Below are 17670 nucleotides of genomic sequence, written 5' to 3' on the forward strand. Positions count from 1 at the left end.
CCCGTCAAAGCCATTGCCTTTCCAGTCACAAAGGTGCGTTGTTGCGCTTTCGGGCTTCACGACTGGTCCTTATTGCTCGATTCTCGCCATCCTGGCAATAGCGTGCGCCATTTGCGTCATACATTACCACGCATTACTATGGCGGCGCTGAGACTGAGCGACTCGCTCATCGGACGACCTCGCAGGCGGTCCCGGCTGGTGGTGAGCCCATGACAAGTTCCGACGCACTCGAACGGGCCCGGCAGTCCTTCAGCAGTCGCGCGTGGAGTGATGCCTACGACGCGCTGGCCGCCGCGGACAAACAGGCGTCGCTCTCGGCAGGCGACCTGGAGCGGCTTGCCATAGCCGCCTTCCTCGTCGGGCAACTTCCTCACAGTGTGAACGCCTGGGCACGGGCCCATCGGGAGTTCCTCCAGAGTGGCGACCCGGTGCGAGCGGCGCGCAGCGCCTTCTGGGTCGCCTTCGTCCTCCTCGACCTGCGTGATGTGGCCGCGGCTAATGGCTGGGTCGCTCGCGCACAGCGGCTGCTCGACGCTGGCGCCCATGACTGCGTCGAGCGAGGCTACCTGCTCCTCCCCGCTGCACTCCGCCACGCTGCCTCAGGCGACCCTGCGGGCGCGCTCGCTCGCTTCCGCCAGGCTACCGAGATTGGAGAGCGCTTTGGCGATCCTGATCTGGTGGCCCTCGCCCGCCAGGGAGAAGCACGGGCCCTGCTCTGGATGGGGAAGATCCCGGATGGCACAGCGCTGCTCGATGAGGTCATGGTCGCCGTCACGACCGGCGAGGTTTCCCCGCTCGTGACCGGCACCGTCTACTGCAGCGTGATCGAGGCGTGCCAGGAGATCTACGACCTCCAAAGGGCCCACACCTGGACAACAGCACTGACCCGCTGGGCGGAGTCCCAACCTGGGCTGATCACCTACCGCGGGCAGTGCCTCGTTTACCGCGCGGCGATACTCCAGGTGCGCGGCGCATGGCCGGCCGCCCTGGACGCAGTGAAGCGGGCGCAGGAGTGGTTCGCCCGGATACCTGCTGACCCGGCGACCGGCTCCGCGTTCTACCGGCAGGGCGACCTTCACCGGCTGCGAGGTGAGTTCACTCAGGCCGAGGAAGCCTACCTCAGTGCGAGCCAGTGGGGACGACGGCTCGAGCCGGGCCTGGCACTCTTGCGGCTGTCCCAGGGGAAACACGACGTCGCCGCGGCCTCGATTCGCCGCGCCGTCGACGAGACGCGCGACCGGCTCGCCCGCTCCGAGCTGCTCCCTGCCTACGTCGACATCATGCTCGCCGTGGACGACCTCGCCGCGGCGCGGTTAGCCGCCGATGAGCTTGCTCAGATCGCCAGCGCTCTCGACGCGCCCCTGCTGCACGCCCAGGCAGCCCACGCCGCCGGGGCAGTCCTCCTCTGTGAGGGCGTGGCCCAGGCCGCACTCGCCGCACTGAGGCGAGCCTGGGCTGCCTGGCAGGAGATCGAGGCCCCGTACGAGGGCGCACGTACCCGCGTGCTGATCGCGCTCGCCTGCAGGGAGCTCGGGGACGAAGAGACGGCGAGGATCGAGCTGGATGCGGCGCGCTGGTCCTTCAGCCAGCTCGGCGCCGCGCCCGATGTGGCCCGTGTCGAGGCTTTGTCCCGGACGCATCCGACCGCACCCACGGCGGGACTGACCGCGCGCGAGGTGGAGGTGCTCCGTCTCGTGGCCGAGGGCAAGACCAATCGCGCGATCGCCGAAGACCTGTTCATCAGCGAGAAGACGGTCGCGCGCCACATCAGCAACATCTTCACCAAGCTCGATCTCTCGTCGCGAGCGGCAGCCACGGCGTACGCCTACGAACACGGCATCGTGTCCCCGTCTACATAGAATCACCCATCGCGGTCGTTACGCAGAGTTGGGTATCCCGCCCGATGCGGCGCAGGTCAACGCGCACTTACCCTGAGACATGCACGACGAAAGGACTCTCCCGGCTCCATCAGTCGGATGTCTCAGGGAGGTGACCCATGACCGTTCAGCGCGATCCAGAGCGGCTGCAGACGATCGTCATCGGCGGTGGTCAGGCGGGCCTCGCCGTCGGGTATCACCTGGCTCGCCACGGCCTGCCGTTCGTGATCCTCGACGCCAACGAGCGGGTCGGCGATTCCTGGCGCAAGCGGTGGGACTCCCTCCGCCTGTTCACCCCGGCACAGTTCGACGCACTCCCGGGGATGCGTGTCCCGGCGCCGAACCATGCCTTCATCACCAAGGACGAGATGGCCGACTACCTCGAAACCTACGCTCAGCGATTCGCACTGCCGGTCCGCACTGGAACGCGGGTGGATCGGCTCTCACGGGACGAAAGCGGGTTCGTGGTGACGGCAGGCGATCGGACGTTGCATGCCGAGCAGGTCGTCGTCGCGATGAGCAACTACCAGCAGCCTCGTGTGCCCGAGTTCGCCCGCGACCTCGCGCCGGACATCGTCCAGGTACACTCGATCGACTACCGCAACCCCGGCCAACTCCAGAACGGTGGCGTCCTCGTCGTCGGGGCAGGCAACTCGGGCGCGGAGATCGCCATCGAAGTCGCGCGGGAGCACCCAACGTGGCTCTCCGGGCGGAGCACCGGCCAACTCCCCTTCCGGATCGACGGGCGGGCAGCGCGGCTCGGGCTCGTCCGCTTCGTCCTCCGCGTGCTGTTCCACCGTGTCCTCACCCTCCGATCGCCCCTTGGCCGCCGCTTCCGTGCGAAGCTCGCCGGTCACGGCGGACCACTCATCCGCCTCAAGGGCGAGGACCTGGCGGCCGCGGGGATCATGCGCGTGCCGCGAGTCAGTGGGGTGCAGGAAGGTCGCCCCCGCCTGGAAGACGGCCGCGTCCTCGACGTGGCGAACGTCATCTGGTGCACCGGTTTCCACCCGGGCTTCTCGTGGATTGACCTTCCGGTGCTGCAGGATGGCCGTCCCGCGCACGACGAGGGAATCGTGCCCAGCGAACCGGGCCTCTACTTCGTCGGGCTGGAGTTCCTTTCCGCGGCATCGTCCGTCATGATCCATGGCGTCGGTCGGGATGCCGCTCGCATCGGAGACGCGGTCGCCGCACGAGCTCGAAGTCGCGCACCTGTGTCTGCCGAGGAACCGGCCCTGGCGGCTGCCTGAGAACAACGTTGAGAGGACCATTTCCATGGTTTCCCAGGACATCGCGCAGACCCGAGCCGAATGGGATCGCATCGCCCCTGGCTACGACCGGACCAACACCCGCACGCAGATGGCACTCGGAGCCGAGGCGCTCCGTCGCGCCGGACTGAGCCCCGGCACGCGCTTCCTCGACGTCGCTTCCGGCAGCGGGGCGCTCAGCGTTCCGGCCGCGCGAATCGGCGCGAGCGTCGTCGCTGTGGACCTGTCCCCGGTCATGCTCACGCTCCTGCAAGAGCGGGCACACCGTGAGGGGCTCGCCATCGAGACGCAGGTGATGGACGGTCAGGCGCTCGCGATCGACGATGACAGCTTCGATGTGGCAGGGTCCCAGTTCGGCGTCATGCTCTTCCCCGACATGCCGCGGGGAGTGCACGAACTGGCCCGGGTTGCCCGCCGTGGCGGGCGGGTTCTGATGGTCTCGTACGGCGACCCTCATGCGATCGACTTCTTGACGTTCCTGATCCGCGGTATCCAGGCGGTCCGTCCCGACTTCACCGGCCCGCCCGCCGATCCCACGCCACTGCCCTTCCAGTTGCAGGACCCTGCCCGCCTCCACCGGGAACTGGTCGACGCCGGTCTCACTGAGGTCACGGTGTCCACCGTGACCGAGGCCACCGAGTTTCAGGACGGCGCCGAGCTCTGGGACTGGGTCATCTGGAGCAACCCGATCGCGCCGGCCCTGATCGACGGCCTGGAACTCACGAGCGTGGAGCGCGAAGCGGTTATCGACCGTCTCGAAACGCTGATCCGCGCCCGGGCCGGAGGGAGTGGCCCAGCCACACTGACCAACCCGGTGCACATCGGGATCGGCACGAAGTAAGGGAACCGGCGGACGACAACAGGGCGCCGCACCGTGCGGTGATCATGAGCTCACGGCGCGGCGCCCTGGTCAGCGTCGAGCGAGTTCCGCCAGCTTCTGCACCATGGGGTGATCCGGCATGACGCGCTCAAGGGTTGCGGCCCACCGGCGTGCATCCTCTTTCTTGCGCTCAACCAGCGACAGATGGATCATCAGCGACCCGAGCGCCACGTACTCGTCGACGTGGTAGCGGGTCCGGCTGAGCAGCGGTAGCAACATCGCGCGAGCGTCGGAGTACCGCCCCTGCTCGATACGAACCTGCGCGAGTCCAAGCGTTGCAAACATGTAGTCGGGGCTGTCGGCCATCACCGCCTCCAGCAGGGCCTCCGCCTCATCGAAGCGCCTCTGCAGCGTGAGGGCCTGCGCCAGGTACGTTCGGATGCCCGGTGACCCGGGCTCAACCTCGAGCGCTTGCTTGAAGAGTGTCTCCGCCCGTTCCGGCTGCCTGGCTTGGAGCGCCGCCCGAGCCTCCGCGAGCCAGGCTTCGACCTCAGGAGCATGCGCAACCTCGAGCGGTTCCTCGTGGAGCTCGAAGCCCTGCGCCTGCACGGTGGTCCATTCCCCATCGATCCACATGTCGAATGTCTGGCCCGGTTTCAGGAGACCGGCATCCTGCACCGCCGTGATCGCCTGCTGGCGCAGCGTGTCCGTTCCGCGCTGGGACAGGGCGAACTGATGCAGCGCTTCGAGCAGAGTCGGATCCTCCGAGTATGCGGCGATCTGCACCGCCAGCGTCCGACCGGCCGAGTCCCCCCGTTCGAGGAGGATCGGAACCACGGCCTTCAATTCCGGGCTCTGCCGCAGCATCCGCCGAACTGCGCGGGCAAGACGGTCCTCGTCACCCGCGATCACCGCCGCCGTAAAGCCCGACAACAGGTTCTCCATGACCCGCTCGGAAACCCAGTTGCGCAACTCGAAGGGCCACGGCGCGTGCCGCTGGCCGACGGGCCGGCTCAAGTCCGCGAGATTCTCCCGGGCGGAATGCATGCCGGGGTCGAGCTTCAATGCCCGTTCCCACAACTGCCGCGCTCGCTGCTCGTCGCCGCGGTTCATCGCTGCCACCGCGGCCAGGTGGCAGATGTACGCACCCCCTGGCATGCCGAGCGCGCGTGCTGCCTCCGCGCGCTCATACACGTCGAGCACGCGCTCGTCGTACCCGACGAAGCTGAACGCCTCCGCCAACTTGAGCCACTGGTCGTCTCGAACGTCTTCAACCAGCGCCAGGCGATCAGCCTCGGACCGGGCCTTCTCCACCTGGCCCGTCATCATCAAGACGCGGATCAGGTTGCCACGTGCGTGGACGTTCTCGGGATCGATCTCCAGGGCACGTCGGGCGGTCGCGATCGCCTGGTCATAGGCCCCCTCGACCGTCAGGACCAGCGTCAGGTTGTTCAGCACCGGCACAAAATCAGGCCACCGCTTGAGGAACTTCTGCGCCGTCGCCCGGGCCTCGCTCGTCCGCCCCTGATCCATCAGCGACTGGATCTCTTCGTGGAGTGCAGCGAGCTGCAACCCTTCCTCGCCGCTTAGACCTGCCTCGGCAAGCATTTCGTCGACCGACGGTCGGAGCTGCATGAGGACCTGTTCAACCTCTGGCACCTGGGGATGATCCGGCCAGCGCTGCTGGAAGGATTCGAAGGTTCGGAGGGCAAGCACCGGGCGCAGGTTCCTCATGTAGGCATCGCCCAGCGCCAGGGTCACGTCAGCATCGTTCGGCTGCTGTCGATGCCACGACTCCAGGGCGAGGAGATAACTGCGCCAATCTTCGAGTGCCTGAGCGACCGACGCCAGCGCCTGAAGGACCATCGGGTGGGGATTGGGCCGGTCGGCCAGGTCAAGTAGCTGCTCACGAGCACTAGCATAGTCCTGCTGCTCGAGCAGTTCCCGGACCTGGTCGAGCTCCCTGGGTGGCGGCCGCCGAACCGCCTCCGCGGGCCGCTTGCTCCGCTTGCGCTTGGCCATTCGATACCTCCCCATGCGCCTGTCGCTGCCAATGCGAAAACTGTACCAGTCAGGCCGGTGACAGTCAGCCACCTCCGGTCCGTGGCTCCGCGACTGTGCAACCATCCAGCACGCAATCGGCATCGTGCGCTCTCACCCGGCGCGCACCACCCGTGCCGTGCCGCCGCCGAACCCGGCCTGTTCCCATGACCGCCTGCGCCGGGCTCAGCAGGGCGGATACGGCCGGGTCGTCCGCCGGTGGTCGGCGAGATCCCGCCCTCCGGGGCGCGAATCTTGCCATTCTCGTGATCGGGGGAAGGGACAGGAGAATGCATGAAAGAACCGTTCGACATCGACGTCGCCATCGATCGCGTCCGCCAGGCCGTTCGCGACTTCCCGCCGGCGGCGCTCTTCGCGCTGGCAGACGAGGGCCACCGCTCCCTGTTCGAGCAGGTCGTGGCCTGCATCCTTTCGATCCGCACCTATGACGAGGTGACCCTCCCAACTGCCCGTCGACTCTTCGCCGCCGCGCCGACTCCGGCCGCCGTGGCGGATCTTCCCATTGGGGACCTTGAGGAACTCATCCGTACGGTGTCCTTCGCCGAGCCCAAGGCGCGGCAGATCCACGCCATCGCCAGGGCGACCGTCGAGGAGCACGGCGGCACCTTGCCTTGCGACCGAGAGCTCCTGCTCGGCTTCAACGGCGTCGGACCGAAGTGCGCACACCTGGCGCTCGGGATCGCCTGTGGAGAGCCCTGGATCAGCGTGGATGTCCATGTCCACCGCGTCACCAACCGCTGGGGGTATGTCCAGACGAGGACACCAGCGCAGACGACCGCAGCGCTGGAGGCCCACCTTCCTGAGCGGTATTGGGTCGAAATCAACCGCCTCTTGGTGCCCTTCGGGAAGCATGTCTGCACCGGCGACCGGCCGCACTGCTCGACTTGCCCCGTGCTACCGATGTGCCGGCAGGTAGGGGTGACGTCGCACCGCTGAACCGCCCTTGCCACATCCGCCACCGCGCACGATACTGCTTCCGTTCGACGGCACACGACAGGACGGAAGCGGGGGTGAGATGGCGATCCGGATCGTCACCGGAGGCATCGCGCAGGAGACGAACACATTCCAGTGGCAGCCGACCACGCTGGAGGACTTCCAGACCGGGTCGAGCGGCATCCATCGGGGGCAGGAGATTCTGGACCTCGACGGGACTGGAACCATCTACGGCGGCATCGTTGCCGAGGCCAGGCGCCAGGGCGTGGAGTTGATTCCGACCACGTACGCCCACGCGGTGCCGGGCGGACGGGTCACCCGCCACGCGTTCGAGACTCTGAAGCAGGAAATCCTCGACGGCATCCGCGCGGCGCTGCCGGTCGACGGCGTCCTGCTCGGCATCCACGGCGCGATGGCGCTCGAAGATGAGGACGACGGCGAGGGACCGCTGATCGCGGCCGTGCGCGAACTCGTCGGACCGAATGTGCCCATCGTCGCACCGCTGGACCTCCACACCAACCTATCCGGCGCCATGATGGCGGGAGCCGACGCATTCGTCGGTTACAAGCACTATCCGCACATCGACACGCCCGAGACCGGCGCGCACGCCATGCGCATCCTCCTGGCAGCTATCCGTGGCGAGGCGCGGCCCACAATGGCGCACGTCCGCCTGCCCCTCATCGCGCCGAACCAGTCGATGGTGACGACCTGGCAGTCCCCGCTCAAGACGGCGATTGATCGCGCTCGCGAGATCGAGCAGGAGCCGGGTGTCCTCGCCGCAACGGTGCTGGGCGGGTTCCCCTTCGCCGACGTGCCCTTCGCCGGCGTCGCCACGATCGTCGTGACCGACGGTGACCCGGCACTCGCCCGGCGCTACGCCACGGAGTTGGCCCGTATCTGCTGGGACCTGCGCGACGACTTCACTATCCACCCGACCCCGATCGCGGACGCCATCGCCGAGGCCATGGCCGGGGAACCGGGGAGCGTCTACGTCCTGGCGGATATCGCCGACTCGGGCGCGAGCGGCACGGCCGGGGACGGCACCGCCGTCCTCCGCGGGCTGTTGGAAGCGAATGCCCGCTCGGCTGCGGTGGCTCAGATCATGGATCCGGAGGCGGTGGCGGCCTGCATCGAGGCGGGCGTCGGCGCGACCGTCACGCTCTCGGTCGGCGGCAAACACGACAAGTACCACGGCGAGCCAGTCGAGGTCACCGGCCGCGTGCGCCTCATCCATGAGGGCCGCTTCCCGATCCTTGGCCCTATGGGCGCAGGGACCTATGCCAGCCGGGGGAAGACGGTCGTGCTTGAGATCGGCGGTCCGGACGGCATCGAGCTACAGCTCACGGAACTGCGCGGCCATCCCCATGACCTCAATTTCTTCCGCTGTTTCGGGATTGAGCCGACCCAGCGTCGCATCCTGGTACTGAAGAGCGCCGCGCACTTCCGCGCCGCCTTTGAACCGATCGCCACCAAGGTCATCGAGGTCGATGCGCCCGGCATTAGCAGCCCGCGCCTTGAGCGCTTCGACTACCGGCGGCTGCGTCGGCCGATCTACCCGCTCGACCCCGAGACGACCTGGTCCCCCGAGGACTAGTACGCCGCGACGCGTTGGGACCAGACCGCCTCACCGCGCCGCGCGCAAGGCCGAGCGCGCGGCGTGGTAACCACTCATTCCGTGCACGCCCCCACCGGGCGGTGTCGACGCGGAGCAGATGAAGAGCGTTGGGTCGGACGTGCGGTACGGGTCCCAACGCGGCACAGGCCGGGTGAAGAGCTGACGCAGGTCCTGAACGCCGCCGTTGATGTCCCCACCCACGTAGTTCGGGTTATACGCCTCGAACTCGCGGGGAGAGCGGGTGTGGCGGGCCAGGATCCGATCGCGAAACCCCGGGGCGAAGCGCTCGACCTGCGCTTCAATGCGCTCGGTCATGTCCACCCCGCAGCCGTGCGGGACGTGGCAGTAGGCCCACGCCGTGTGCCGACCGGCCGGTGCTCGGGTGGGATCGAAGAGCGACGGCTGCGCCAGGAGTACGAAGGGCCGCTCCGGTACGCGACCGTGCGTCGCCGCCCATTCGGCCGCCGCGATCTCATCCAGCGTACCGCCCAGGTGCACGACGCCGGCCCGCCGGCACTCCGGCGCACGCCAGGGGATCGGACCGTCCAACGCCCAGTCGACTTTGAAGACCCCCGGCCCATACCGGTAACGGCACAGGCGACGGCGATCACCAGGGTTCAGCCGCTCCCCGGCAAGCGCCACCACCTGGCAAGGCGACAGGTCGAGCAGCACCTGTCGCGCCACGGGCAGCGTGTCCAGCGACACCACGGGTTGGCCGGTCACGATTTCACCGCCGGCCCCCCGCAGGCACGCGACGAGCGCATCGGCGAGCACCTGTGCGCCACTGCGGACGAACGGCCAGCCGACGGCGTGGGCGTACATCCCGAGGACGAGACCAATCGCCGCGCTGACCGGTTGATCGAGCGCGAGCATCGAGTGCGCGGCCAGCCCGGCGAACAGGGCCCGAGCACGCTCCTCGGTAAAGACCGCGCGCGCCAGCGTACGGGCGGGGAGCAAACCCAGGGCTCCGAATCGGGCGAGCGCGATCGGGTGCCGCGGCACGCGGAGTGGTCCGAGCAGGTCGTGGGCGAGCATCTCCGCCCGCGCCGCGAGAGCGCCGAAGATCCGCTGCCAGGCCGTGCCGTCCGCCCCGAGTCCCGCAGCGGTGGTCTCCACCGACCGCTCGAGAAGTACCGCGGTGCCGTCGTGCAACGGGTGCGCCAGCGGCGCATCCGGGTGCACCCAGGACATCCCGTACTTGTCCAGCGAGAGTTCACGAAAGAAGGGCGACGCAGCCGCCAGCGGGAGCGAGGTCGCGCACACGTCGTGGCGGAATCCCGGCAGAGTCAGTTCTTCGGTGCGCAGACCGCCGCCCCAGGTGGTCGCAGCCTCGTAGACCACCACCGAGCGGCCGGCACGCGCCAGCACGATGGCGGCGGCCAGCCCGTTCGGCCCTGAGCCGACCACAATCGCGTCGTTGCCCGCGTCGCGCATCGTCACCACCTTCCGCGACCGCATGCTACACTGCTGCGGCTAGGCCCGCCATGGCGACGCTAGTCTCGGGGAGGTGCTGGGATGTTGGTACTCACAGCCGCTGACGTGCAGGAACTGGTGCCGATGGGCACCGCCGTCGACCTGATGAAGCAGGTCTTTGCCGAACTCTCGGCAGGGCGCACGGAGTCACCGCTGCGGACCCCACTCGAAGTCCCGGAACATGAGGGGGTGACGCTCTTCATGCCCGCCCATGTCCCGTCCGCCGAAGGACTCGGGGTGAAGATTGTCTCGGTCTTCCCGCGCAACCCGCAGCGCGGCAAGCCGACCATCCACGCCGTCGTGCTCTTGACCAGCACGGAAACCGGCGAGCCGCTCGCCCTCCTCGACGGCACGTTCATCACCGCACTCCGCACCGGTGCCGTCTCGGGCGCGGCCACCGACCTGCTGGCTCGCCCCGACAGCCGCGTCCTCACGGTGATCGGCGCCGGTGCCCAGGGAGTGACTCAGGCCTGGGCCGTCGCTACCGTGCGGCCGATTGAGCGCGTCAACGTGTTCGACGTGAACGCCGACGCCGCCGCCTCGTTCGCTGATCGCCTGCGCGCCTACGACCCGGCGCTGGCCGAGAAGGTGGTGCCCGTCGACGACGTGCACCGCGCCGTGGCCGAGTCCGACGTGATCTGCACAGCCACCACCGCGCGTCAGCCCGTCTTCGCCGACGCTGATATCCGGCCCGGAACACACATCAACGCCATCGGCGCCTTCACGCCCGAGATGCAGGAGGTTCCGCCCGAAACCGTCGCGCGCAGCTACCTGGTGGTGGATGCGGTCGACGCGGCGATGGCCGAGGCTGGCGACCTGTTGAAGGCCATTGATGCCGGCCTCCTCTCCCGCGACGCGGTGAGGGTTGAGCTCGGGCACGTCGTCAACGGCAGTGCCGAGCGACGCTCCAACCCGGAGCAGGTGACTTTCTTCAAGTCGGTGGGGAACGCGGTGCAAGACGTGATCGTCGCCCGCTACGCGGTCACCGCAGCCGAGCAGTCGGGACGTGGCCAGACGATCACCCTCTAACAGCACGGCCCGCTCCCGCGCGCTGGTACCATCCCTCGCCGTGATCGCCGCGGCGAGTCTCTGGAGCACGCTGGGGATCTCGTACGAGATCCTGCTGCACGGCGGCGGCACCGACCGTGTGACGATGGTGACACTCCGCCTCACCATCGCAGCGCTCGTGGTATTGGCGTATGCACTCATGCGGCGCCCGGAGGCATTGCGGGTGCCGCGCGCCGCCCGCGCCAGCCTCCTCGGCACCGGAGTGGTGAGCTTCGGCGTGTTCTACGTCGCGCTCGTCTACGCCTTCCACTGGTCGAGCGTGCCGGTCGCGACGGTGCTCCTCTACACCGCGCCGGCCTGGGTCGCGCTGGGAGAGCACCTGTTCCTTGGATACCGAATGACTCGCACCGCGACGATCGTGCTCGGCGCGACGCTCCTCGGCGCGGTGCTCGTCGCGGACATCCTGCGTGGCACGGGTGAACTGACCCTGAAAGGCATCGCGGCTGGCCTGTTCTCGGCCGTGACCTACAGCAGCATGAGCCTCTTCGGGAAACGGGCGATGGAGTCGGTCCCGCCACTTACGGTGATGGTCTACGGCATGGGGATCGGCGCGCTCTGCCTCATCCCCGTCAAGCTGCTCGTCTCCGGACCGACGCTCCCGGAGCCCGGGCTGCTCCTGCGGATCGCGCTCTGGCCCGCGCTCGCCGTCACCGTGGTGCCGGTCGCCCTCTACACGTGGGGGCTGAGCATGTTGCGGCCGAGCACCGCGTCGATCCTGGCGACGGTGGAGCCGGTGTTTGCAATCGCCTTGGCGTGGCTGATCCTCGATCAGCACCTCCACCCTGCCCAGATCGCCGGTGCCGCTCTGGTGCTTGGAGCGGTGGTCTACCTATCGCTGAACCCGTCGAGGGGCGCACGCGCGAAGACGCCCGCCGGTGCCGAAACCGGCGGGCGCTGATGCTCCTCGCAGATACGTTGCTGGCGGATCCGGCTCAATCGCCCGCGGCCGTCGCCGCCGGCGCACCACTCTCCACCGGGCAGACGCCCGCGGGACACCGGTGTTCCTCGATATGCGCCGCGAAATCCTCCGGGAACGCGCGGATCATCCCCAGCGTGGGCATCGGCGCGACCTGACCCAGGCCGCACAGCGAGAGGTCGATGATGGGGCGGCTGGTTTCCTCGATGAGAGCGAGGTCCCCCTGCCGTGCCTGACCCAGGCGGATGCGTTCGATGATCTCCACCAGCGCCGGGTTGCCGAGCCGACAGGGCACGCACTTGGCACACGACTCGTAGCGGTTGAACTCCTGGAGGTAGCGGGCGAAGTCGACCGCACACACCGACTGGTCGAAGACGACGAACCCACCCGAGCCGAGCATCCCGCCCAGCGGCGTGAGCGAGTCGAAGTCGACCGGGACGTCGAGCTGGTCCTCACGCAGCGGCCCGGCCGAGACCCCACCGGTCTGGACGCCCTTGAAGACGTACCCCTCCCGCATGCCACCGAAGAGCCCGAAGATCACCTCGCGCATCGGCATGCCCATCTCGATTTCGACCACGCCGATGCGCTGCACCGGACCCTGCATCGTGATGAGCTTCGTGCCGGTGCTCTTCTCCGTGCCCATCGCGGCGTACCAGGCGCCGCCATTCCGGATGATGCCGGGGATGTTGGCGAAGGTCTCGGTGTTGTTCAGCACCGTCGGGCGCTTCCACACGCCCTCTTCGACGGAGCGCGGCGGCTTGGTCCGCGGCTGGCCCCGCTGGCCCATGACCGAGTACATCAGCGCCGAACCTTCGCCGCAGATGTACGCGCCGCCACCGGTGCGGACCCGGATGTGGCAGCTCACCCCGCTGCCGAGCACGTTGTCGCCGAGCAGGCCGAGCTCGTAGGCCTGATCCACGGCCTTGCGGAAGCGCTCGATCGCCAGCTTGTGCTCGCCCCCCACGTAGTTGTAGCCGTGGGGCGTTTCGAGCGCGTAGCAACCGATCATGATCCCTTCCAGGACCAGATGCGGGTTGCTCTCGATCAGCCGCCGATCCTTGAAGACGTTGGGCTCCCCCTCGTGGCTGTTGGCGATGACGTACTTTGGCCACGCCTGGGTGCGCCGGCCGCTCTCCCACTTGATGCCGGCCGGGAAGCCCGCGCCACCGCGACCACGCACGTTGGAGATCTTGACCTCGTTGACGACCTCCTCCGGCGTCATGTCGAAGATCGCCTTGATCCACGCCTGGTAGCCGCCGCGGGCGATGTAGTCTTCGATCGACTCAGGGTCGATGATCCCCCAGTCGGCCATCAGGACGCGGCGCTGCCCGGCAAGGAACGGATGCTGGTTCAGCGGTGGGACGCCTTCGAACGGCTGGTCGGCGCGGACGCCGAGCGCCCACTCGGCCTTGACGACCCCGCGCTTCATGGCATCGACCAGCTCCGGCACCTTGTCGGTCGTGATCTTCTGGTAGATGACCGGCGGCGCGCCCGGTGCCTTCACCTCAACGTAGGGCTCGGCCCAGCACCAGCCGGCGCAGCCAACCCGCCGTACCTCGGCCGCGATTCCCGCCTGCTCCAGCGCGAGCCGGAGGTGATCCATCGTCTGGCGGGCACCCTTGGCAATGCTGCACTCGCTAATGCCCACGCTCACGACCCAGCGGTCGCCCGCGGTGCGCTCCGCCCAGCGCCGTTCGGCCTCCGCTGCGTACTGCTCGAATGCCGCCCGGTCAGTCAGTCTCATTGCGCTCCTCCAGGGGCTCGCCGCGCTTCAAAGCTTCCAGTGTTTCGCGCAGGCGATCAGGCGTGAGGCGCCCGCAGTAGGTGTGGTGGTCGACCTGGATGACCGGCGCGAGGTCGCAAACACCGAGGCAGCCGTTGACCACCTGCAGCGTCAACTCGCCGTCGCGCGTCACTTCACCGTTGGTGATGCCGTACTCATCTCGCAGCGTGGCGATCAGGCGCTGGGAGCCCATCACATAGCAGGCCGTCCCGTGGCACAGGAGCAGGAAATGCTTCCCTGGCGGCTCGGTCCGGAAGTCGGCGTAGAAGGTGAGAAGGGAATAGACGCGGTTGACACTGACGCCCAGGTGGTCGGCAATGACCTGCGCCGCGGGCTGGGGCACCCAGCCGTACAGGTTCTGGGCCTCCTGACAGGCCCCCAGGATTAGTTCTTCGGCATCCTGATGCGTGTCGTAGCGGAAGTCGCGCTCGAGAATCCGCTTCAGCGGTTCGAGGTCCAGCTCGCCGTCCGTGTGTGTCGCGTGGGCCAACTCGCCGTCCTCTCAAGCCTCCGTCCACGTGGGCGGAGAGCGCACAATCCCTCCGGCGAGTATAACAACGGCGTTTGGGCCGTACAACGCTTGCCAACCGGGCAACTGTCCCTCGTGGCTGTTAGACTTGAGCCAGTCTGACCGAGCGCCATGGACAGGGACGCAGCAACGCGATGTGGTGGTGGGATCAGCTCATCGAAAACCGGGTCGAGGAAGCCAGGGAGAAGGGGCTCTTTGAGAACCTGCGCGGGCAGGGCAGGCCGCTGAAACTCGAACCCGGCTCTGGGCCGGAATGGCTGGCCAACCATCTGCTCCGCGAAAACGACATGCTCCCCGACTGGCTCCAACTGCGCAAGGAGATCCATGAGGAGCGGCCGCGGGTCATCGCGGCTCTGCAGGAGTACGACGAGCAGGCGACTGTCCTCGACCCACGCCGGCCACGTGACCGCGCGATCCTCGACCGGCTAGAGCAGCGCTACGTCCAAGCCGCGCGGGAGATCAACCGCAAGATCGACGAGCACAACCTGCGCTGCCCCTCGATTCACCACGAACTCGTTCGCTTCCCGGAGGACGCGATAGCCCGTCGCCGGCGACGGGCGAATGCTCACTGATCGCACATGCGCCGGACCTTCTCGACCAGCGACGGAGGCGCGCTGAGTTGCCGCGCGCACTTGCCGACGCGCCGGAGCACGTTCTGCTCGAACGTGAACCGCTCGCGGCACGGCGGGCAGGCGTCGAGGTGCGCGCGAACCTCCGCCAGCTCCGCCTCGCTCAACTCGCGGTCAAGGTAGTGATACAGCCGTTCCATGACCTCATCGCAGTCGAGCATCGCACGCATCTCCATCGGAACCGACGGAACACGCAGCCGCCGTGCATGCCTTCAGGATGGCACCTTGCAGGCGTCGCCGAGCTCGATGCAGGCGGGACATCACCGTGCCGACCGGCGTACTCATAATGTCGGCGATCTCCCGGTAGGAAAAACCCTCCACATCGGCCAGGAGCACGACCTGGCGGAACTCGTCGGGCAGCGACTCCAGCGCCGCGATGACCGCCTCGTCCGGGATGTTCGCCAGGACTTCGTCCTCCGGGCGTGTGCTGGCAGGCTGAATGCCGGAGTCGATCAGGTGTGAGTACAGGTAGTAGTCCTCAACGTTGTCCAGCGATGTGCTCCTCGGCCGTCGCGAACGCTTCCGGTAGTCGTTGATGAACGCGTTCGTCAGGATCTTGAACAACCAGGCCCGCAGGTTCGTTCCCGGCCGGAACTGGTGGAGCGACCGGAACGCCCGCAGGTATGTCTCCTGGACGAGATCCTCAGCGTCCATGGCGTTCCCGGTCATGCGGTAGGCGGTGCGATACAAAGCATCGATGTGGCTAAGCGCCTCTTCCTGGAGCTTAGCACGGGGGATTTCAGACTGCTCCTGATTCACGGAAACGGCCCATCACCTTCTCTGATCGCTCCCCTACGGGGAGCGCCGTCGGGGTGGGCGGGGACGGTTAGCGCCGGCGTCGCGCGAATAGGGCGTGAAAATCGCCGTCGAAGGTCTCGAGAAACTCGTGCATGTCGAGCACGTCGTCGACGGTCACCGGCTCGGGCTCGTCCTCAATCTCATCCTCGACCAGGACATCGTCCGCGTCGAGCCAGTCAATCCCGTCGGTCTCCGCGACGTCGAACCCTGCCTCGCCCACTACGGCCGCCACATACACCTCGGCGTGACATGCCGTGCAGTGCACGCGCAGCACCCACAGACCATCACGGCGCCCCACGACGTGGAAGTCGTCGAGCGAGTGGGGGTAGTGGCACTGCGAGCATTCTTCTAACACCGACAGGACGATCCGTCGGACCTCAGTGTGGTCTGGCTCTCTACTCACTGGTACCGACTCTCAGTGGTCTCGTCGCCTGTCGAAATCGTCGAGATCCAGCGAGTTGATGAACTCGCGGAAGACCGACAGATCGGCTTCCGACACCGTCGACTCGCTGGACCGTTCCTGCGGCGGCACCTCTGGCTCGTCGGTCTCGCCTTCCGCTTCCAGTTTGACTCCCGCCCGGTCCATCACGGCCTCGTCGACCAGGATCGGCACCTTGGTGCGCACCGCCAATGCGATGGCGTCGCTTGGCCGGCTGTCGATCTCGAGCATTCGACCGTTCTGCTCGATCATGATCCGTGCGTAGAAGACATCCTGCGAAAGATCAGTCACCTGGATCTCGCGCACGACGCCACCCATATCGGTCACGATCCGCTTCAGCAGATCGTACGGGAGGGGACGCGCGGCAGGCACCCCCTGCAACTCCATGGCGATCGCTTCGGCCTCGAACGGACCGATCCAAATCGGCAGGTGCCGCTCGCCTGCCACTTCCTTGAGGATCACCACCCGGTGTTGCGTCACCAGGCTGACGCGGATGCTCTCAACCACCGTCTCAATCATGGTGCCGTACCTTCCTCGCGCGCGCGGCCACGCACCTGGACCATCCCCAAGAATGCATCGACACGCGACCATCATCGCGAGAGACGTGCTTCATCGATTCTACTATCGCCGCCCGACGAACGCTACAGCCGCGCGGCTGTCATCATTGGAACGAATACGCCGGCTGGGGGAGCACCTGCATCTGGCCCGGGGGCCAGTAGGCGATCCAGGCCTTCCCGATGATCCGATCCATAGACACCTGGCCAAAGACGCGCGAGTCGCTGCTGTTGTTGCGGTTGTCGCCCAGCACGATGACGTGGCCAGGCTCCACCACCATCGGCTCCTCGAGCAGACCGCCCCAGAGCGTCGGGGTTTGGAGATACGGCTCTTCAAGCCGCTTGCCATTGATGAAGACCGCGCCGTCCCTGATCACCACCTCGTCTCCCGGCAGGCCGATGATCCGTTTGATGAACGGTTCGGATCCCCCCAGCGGCGGGTGGAACACGACGACATCGCCCCGCTGCGGCGGGCGGAACAGGTACCACTCGCGGGTGCCCTCCACCTCGACCCCCGGGATCAAGTTGGCCAGCGCGTTGAGGTCGATGTGGAAGTACTCCCGCCGGTTGACGATAAGCATCTCCCGATCGTGGAGACTCGGCTCCATGCTGCTGCCGTCCACGCGGTAGTTCAGGACGACACTGCGCACGGCCACGAAGATGAGCAGAGCAAGGAGGAGCGTCTCGACGAGCTCCCAGACGAGCGACTTGCGCTTCGCGCCGCTCCGCTCCGGAGGCGGAACCGCTTCCACCTCCTCGTCGACGGCATCGGGCAGCCGGGAGGCGGAACGGGACGAAACTGGTCTCAGCACTGGTCCTCCGACGTTCGGTCGCTCGCGAGGATGCGACTCGGTCCCTCGGCAGGATTATACATGTCGCGTTCGCTATCCCCAGCCAGGAAATAGGA

At 67.4% G+C, this 17670-nt stretch carries 17 protein-coding genes; 8 read left to right on the plus strand and 9 right to left on the minus strand.

All coding sequences use genetic code 11. The features are described from left to right. Positions 1 to 209: 209 nt before the first annotated feature. The 3 genes from STHE_RS06170 (at position 210) to STHE_RS06180 (ending at position 3986) form a co-directional block, all read left to right on the plus strand. The gene (locus tag STHE_RS06170; RefSeq protein ID WP_012871711.1) at positions 210 to 1859 is read left to right on the plus strand and encodes a response regulator transcription factor; all 1650 of its coding nucleotides are present in this window, start codon (positions 210 to 212) and stop codon (positions 1857 to 1859) included. A gap of 137 nt (positions 1860 to 1996) precedes the next feature. Next, a complete protein-coding gene (locus tag STHE_RS06175; RefSeq protein WP_012871712.1) occupies positions 1997 to 3127 on the plus strand; it encodes a flavin-containing monooxygenase in 1131 nt (376 codons plus the stop codon). Positions 3128 to 3152: 25 nt separating this feature from the next. Next, positions 3153 to 3986 (plus strand): class I SAM-dependent methyltransferase, encoded by an 834-nt coding sequence (locus STHE_RS06180; protein ID WP_012871713.1) that lies wholly within the window; start codon positions 3153 to 3155, stop codon positions 3984 to 3986. A gap of 69 nt (positions 3987 to 4055) precedes the next feature. Here the strand turns inward: STHE_RS06180 and STHE_RS06185 are convergent, their stop codons facing one another. Further along, positions 4056 to 5987, minus strand: coding sequence for a tetratricopeptide repeat protein (locus tag STHE_RS06185; RefSeq protein ID WP_012871714.1), 1932 nt, complete (start codon positions 5985 to 5987; stop codon positions 4056 to 4058). Positions 5988 to 6299: 312 nt separating this feature from the next. Here STHE_RS06185 and STHE_RS06190 point away from each other — a divergent pair, with 312 nt between their 5' ends. Both STHE_RS06190 and STHE_RS06195 read left to right on the plus strand, forming a co-directional pair. Further along, on the plus strand, positions 6300 to 6962 hold the full coding sequence (locus STHE_RS06190) for an endonuclease III domain-containing protein (RefSeq protein WP_012871715.1): 663 nt from the start codon (positions 6300 to 6302) through the stop codon (positions 6960 to 6962). 79 nt (positions 6963 to 7041) lie between these two features. Then, a complete protein-coding gene (locus STHE_RS06195; RefSeq protein ID WP_012871716.1) occupies positions 7042 to 8553 on the plus strand; it encodes a M81 family metallopeptidase in 1512 nt (503 codons plus the stop codon). Between the two features lie 30 nt (positions 8554 to 8583). Here the strand turns inward: STHE_RS06195 and STHE_RS06200 are convergent, their stop codons facing one another. Next, positions 8584 to 10032, minus strand: a complete 1449-nt coding sequence (locus tag STHE_RS06200; protein WP_245534890.1) for a phytoene desaturase family protein — start codon at positions 10030 to 10032, stop codon at positions 8584 to 8586. 57 nt (positions 10033 to 10089) lie between these two features. Between STHE_RS06200 and STHE_RS06205 the strand changes: the two genes are divergently transcribed. Together STHE_RS06205 and STHE_RS06210 are read left to right on the plus strand one after the other, a co-directional pair. After that, positions 10090 to 11076, plus strand: a complete 987-nt coding sequence (locus tag STHE_RS06205; protein WP_012871718.1) for an ornithine cyclodeaminase family protein — start codon at positions 10090 to 10092, stop codon at positions 11074 to 11076. Further along, positions 11054 to 12013 carry a DMT family transporter gene (locus tag STHE_RS06210; RefSeq protein ID WP_012871719.1) on the plus strand — a complete coding sequence of 320 codons (960 nt, stop codon included), beginning with the start codon at positions 11054 to 11056 and terminating at the stop codon, positions 12011 to 12013. The genes STHE_RS06205 and STHE_RS06210 overlap by 23 nt, the downstream gene beginning before the upstream one ends. A gap of 34 nt (positions 12014 to 12047) precedes the next feature. On the opposite strand, the gene STHE_RS06215 is transcribed toward STHE_RS06210, so the two are convergent. Both STHE_RS06215 and STHE_RS06220 read right to left on the minus strand, forming a co-directional pair. Further along, positions 12048 to 13775, minus strand: coding sequence for a NuoF family protein (locus tag STHE_RS06215; RefSeq protein ID WP_012871720.1), 1728 nt, complete (start codon positions 13773 to 13775; stop codon positions 12048 to 12050). Further along, positions 13762 to 14304 carry an NADH-quinone oxidoreductase subunit NuoE family protein gene (locus STHE_RS06220; RefSeq protein ID WP_012871721.1) on the minus strand — a complete coding sequence of 181 codons (543 nt, stop codon included), beginning with the start codon at positions 14302 to 14304 and terminating at the stop codon, positions 13762 to 13764. The genes STHE_RS06215 and STHE_RS06220 overlap by 14 nt, the downstream gene beginning before the upstream one ends. A gap of 173 nt (positions 14305 to 14477) precedes the next feature. Here STHE_RS06220 and STHE_RS17870 point away from each other — a divergent pair, with 173 nt between their 5' ends. Then, positions 14478 to 14915 (plus strand): DnaJ family domain-containing protein, encoded by a 438-nt coding sequence (locus STHE_RS17870; RefSeq protein WP_012871722.1) that lies wholly within the window; start codon positions 14478 to 14480, stop codon positions 14913 to 14915. Here the strand turns inward: STHE_RS17870 and STHE_RS06230 are convergent. The 5 genes from STHE_RS06230 to lepB form a co-directional block, all read right to left on the minus strand. Further along, positions 14909 to 15133, minus strand: a complete 225-nt coding sequence (locus STHE_RS06230) for a zf-HC2 domain-containing protein (RefSeq protein WP_012871723.1) — start codon at positions 15131 to 15133, stop codon at positions 14909 to 14911. The two genes, STHE_RS17870 and STHE_RS06230, sit on opposite strands and share 7 nt — an antisense overlap. Beyond that, on the minus strand, positions 15117 to 15731 hold the full coding sequence (locus STHE_RS06235; protein ID WP_012871724.1) for a sigma-70 family RNA polymerase sigma factor: 615 nt from the start codon (positions 15729 to 15731) through the stop codon (positions 15117 to 15119). The genes STHE_RS06230 and STHE_RS06235 overlap by 17 nt, the downstream gene beginning before the upstream one ends. Before the next feature lie 67 nt (positions 15732 to 15798). Beyond that, the gene (locus tag STHE_RS06240) at positions 15799 to 16173 is read right to left on the minus strand and encodes a hypothetical protein (protein ID WP_012871725.1); all 375 of its coding nucleotides are present in this window, start codon (positions 16171 to 16173) and stop codon (positions 15799 to 15801) included. Positions 16174 to 16185: 12 nt separating this feature from the next. Further along, positions 16186 to 16728, minus strand: coding sequence for a bifunctional nuclease family protein (locus tag STHE_RS06245; RefSeq protein WP_012871726.1), 543 nt, complete (start codon positions 16726 to 16728; stop codon positions 16186 to 16188). A gap of 142 nt (positions 16729 to 16870) precedes the next feature. After that, complete coding sequence (gene lepB / locus STHE_RS06250) at positions 16871 to 17575, minus strand: signal peptidase I (protein WP_012871727.1); 705 nt, start codon at positions 17573 to 17575, stop codon at positions 16871 to 16873. Positions 17576 to 17670: the final 95 nt, after the last annotated feature.

The organism is Sphaerobacter thermophilus DSM 20745 (assembly GCF_000024985.1).
Taxonomy (GTDB): domain Bacteria; phylum Chloroflexota; class Chloroflexia; order Thermomicrobiales; family Thermomicrobiaceae; genus Sphaerobacter; species Sphaerobacter thermophilus.

What these genes read in the sequence shown, in the direction of transcription:
- STHE_RS06170 (WP_012871711.1), top strand. Translation starts at nt 210, where the DNA reads ATGACAAGTTCCGACGCACTCGAACGGGCCCGGCAGTCCTTCAGCAGT.
- STHE_RS06175 (WP_012871712.1), top strand. Translation starts at nt 1,997, where the DNA reads ATGACCGTTCAGCGCGATCCAGAGCGGCTGCAGACGATCGTCATCGGC.
- STHE_RS06180 (WP_012871713.1), top strand. Translation starts at nt 3,153, where the DNA reads ATGGTTTCCCAGGACATCGCGCAGACCCGAGCCGAATGGGATCGCATC.
- STHE_RS06185 (WP_012871714.1), bottom strand. Translation starts at nt 5,987, where the DNA reads ATGGCCAAGCGCAAGCGGAGCAAGCGGCCCGCGGAGGCGGTTCGGCGG.
- STHE_RS06190 (WP_012871715.1), top strand. Translation starts at nt 6,300, where the DNA reads ATGAAAGAACCGTTCGACATCGACGTCGCCATCGATCGCGTCCGCCAG.
- STHE_RS06195 (WP_012871716.1), top strand. Translation starts at nt 7,042, where the DNA reads ATGGCGATCCGGATCGTCACCGGAGGCATCGCGCAGGAGACGAACACA.
- STHE_RS06200 (WP_245534890.1), bottom strand. Translation starts at nt 10,032, where the DNA reads ATGCGGTCGCGGAAGGTGGTGACGATGCGCGACGCGGGCAACGACGCG.
- STHE_RS06205 (WP_012871718.1), top strand. Translation starts at nt 10,090, where the DNA reads ATGTTGGTACTCACAGCCGCTGACGTGCAGGAACTGGTGCCGATGGGC.
- STHE_RS06215 (WP_012871720.1), bottom strand. Translation starts at nt 13,775, where the DNA reads ATGAGACTGACTGACCGGGCGGCATTCGAGCAGTACGCAGCGGAGGCC.
- STHE_RS17870 (WP_012871722.1), top strand. Translation starts at nt 14,478, where the DNA reads ATGTGGTGGTGGGATCAGCTCATCGAAAACCGGGTCGAGGAAGCCAGG.
- STHE_RS06230 (WP_012871723.1), bottom strand. Translation starts at nt 15,133, where the DNA reads ATGCTCGACTGCGATGAGGTCATGGAACGGCTGTATCACTACCTTGAC.
- STHE_RS06245 (WP_012871726.1), bottom strand. Translation starts at nt 16,728, where the DNA reads ATGATTGAGACGGTGGTTGAGAGCATCCGCGTCAGCCTGGTGACGCAA.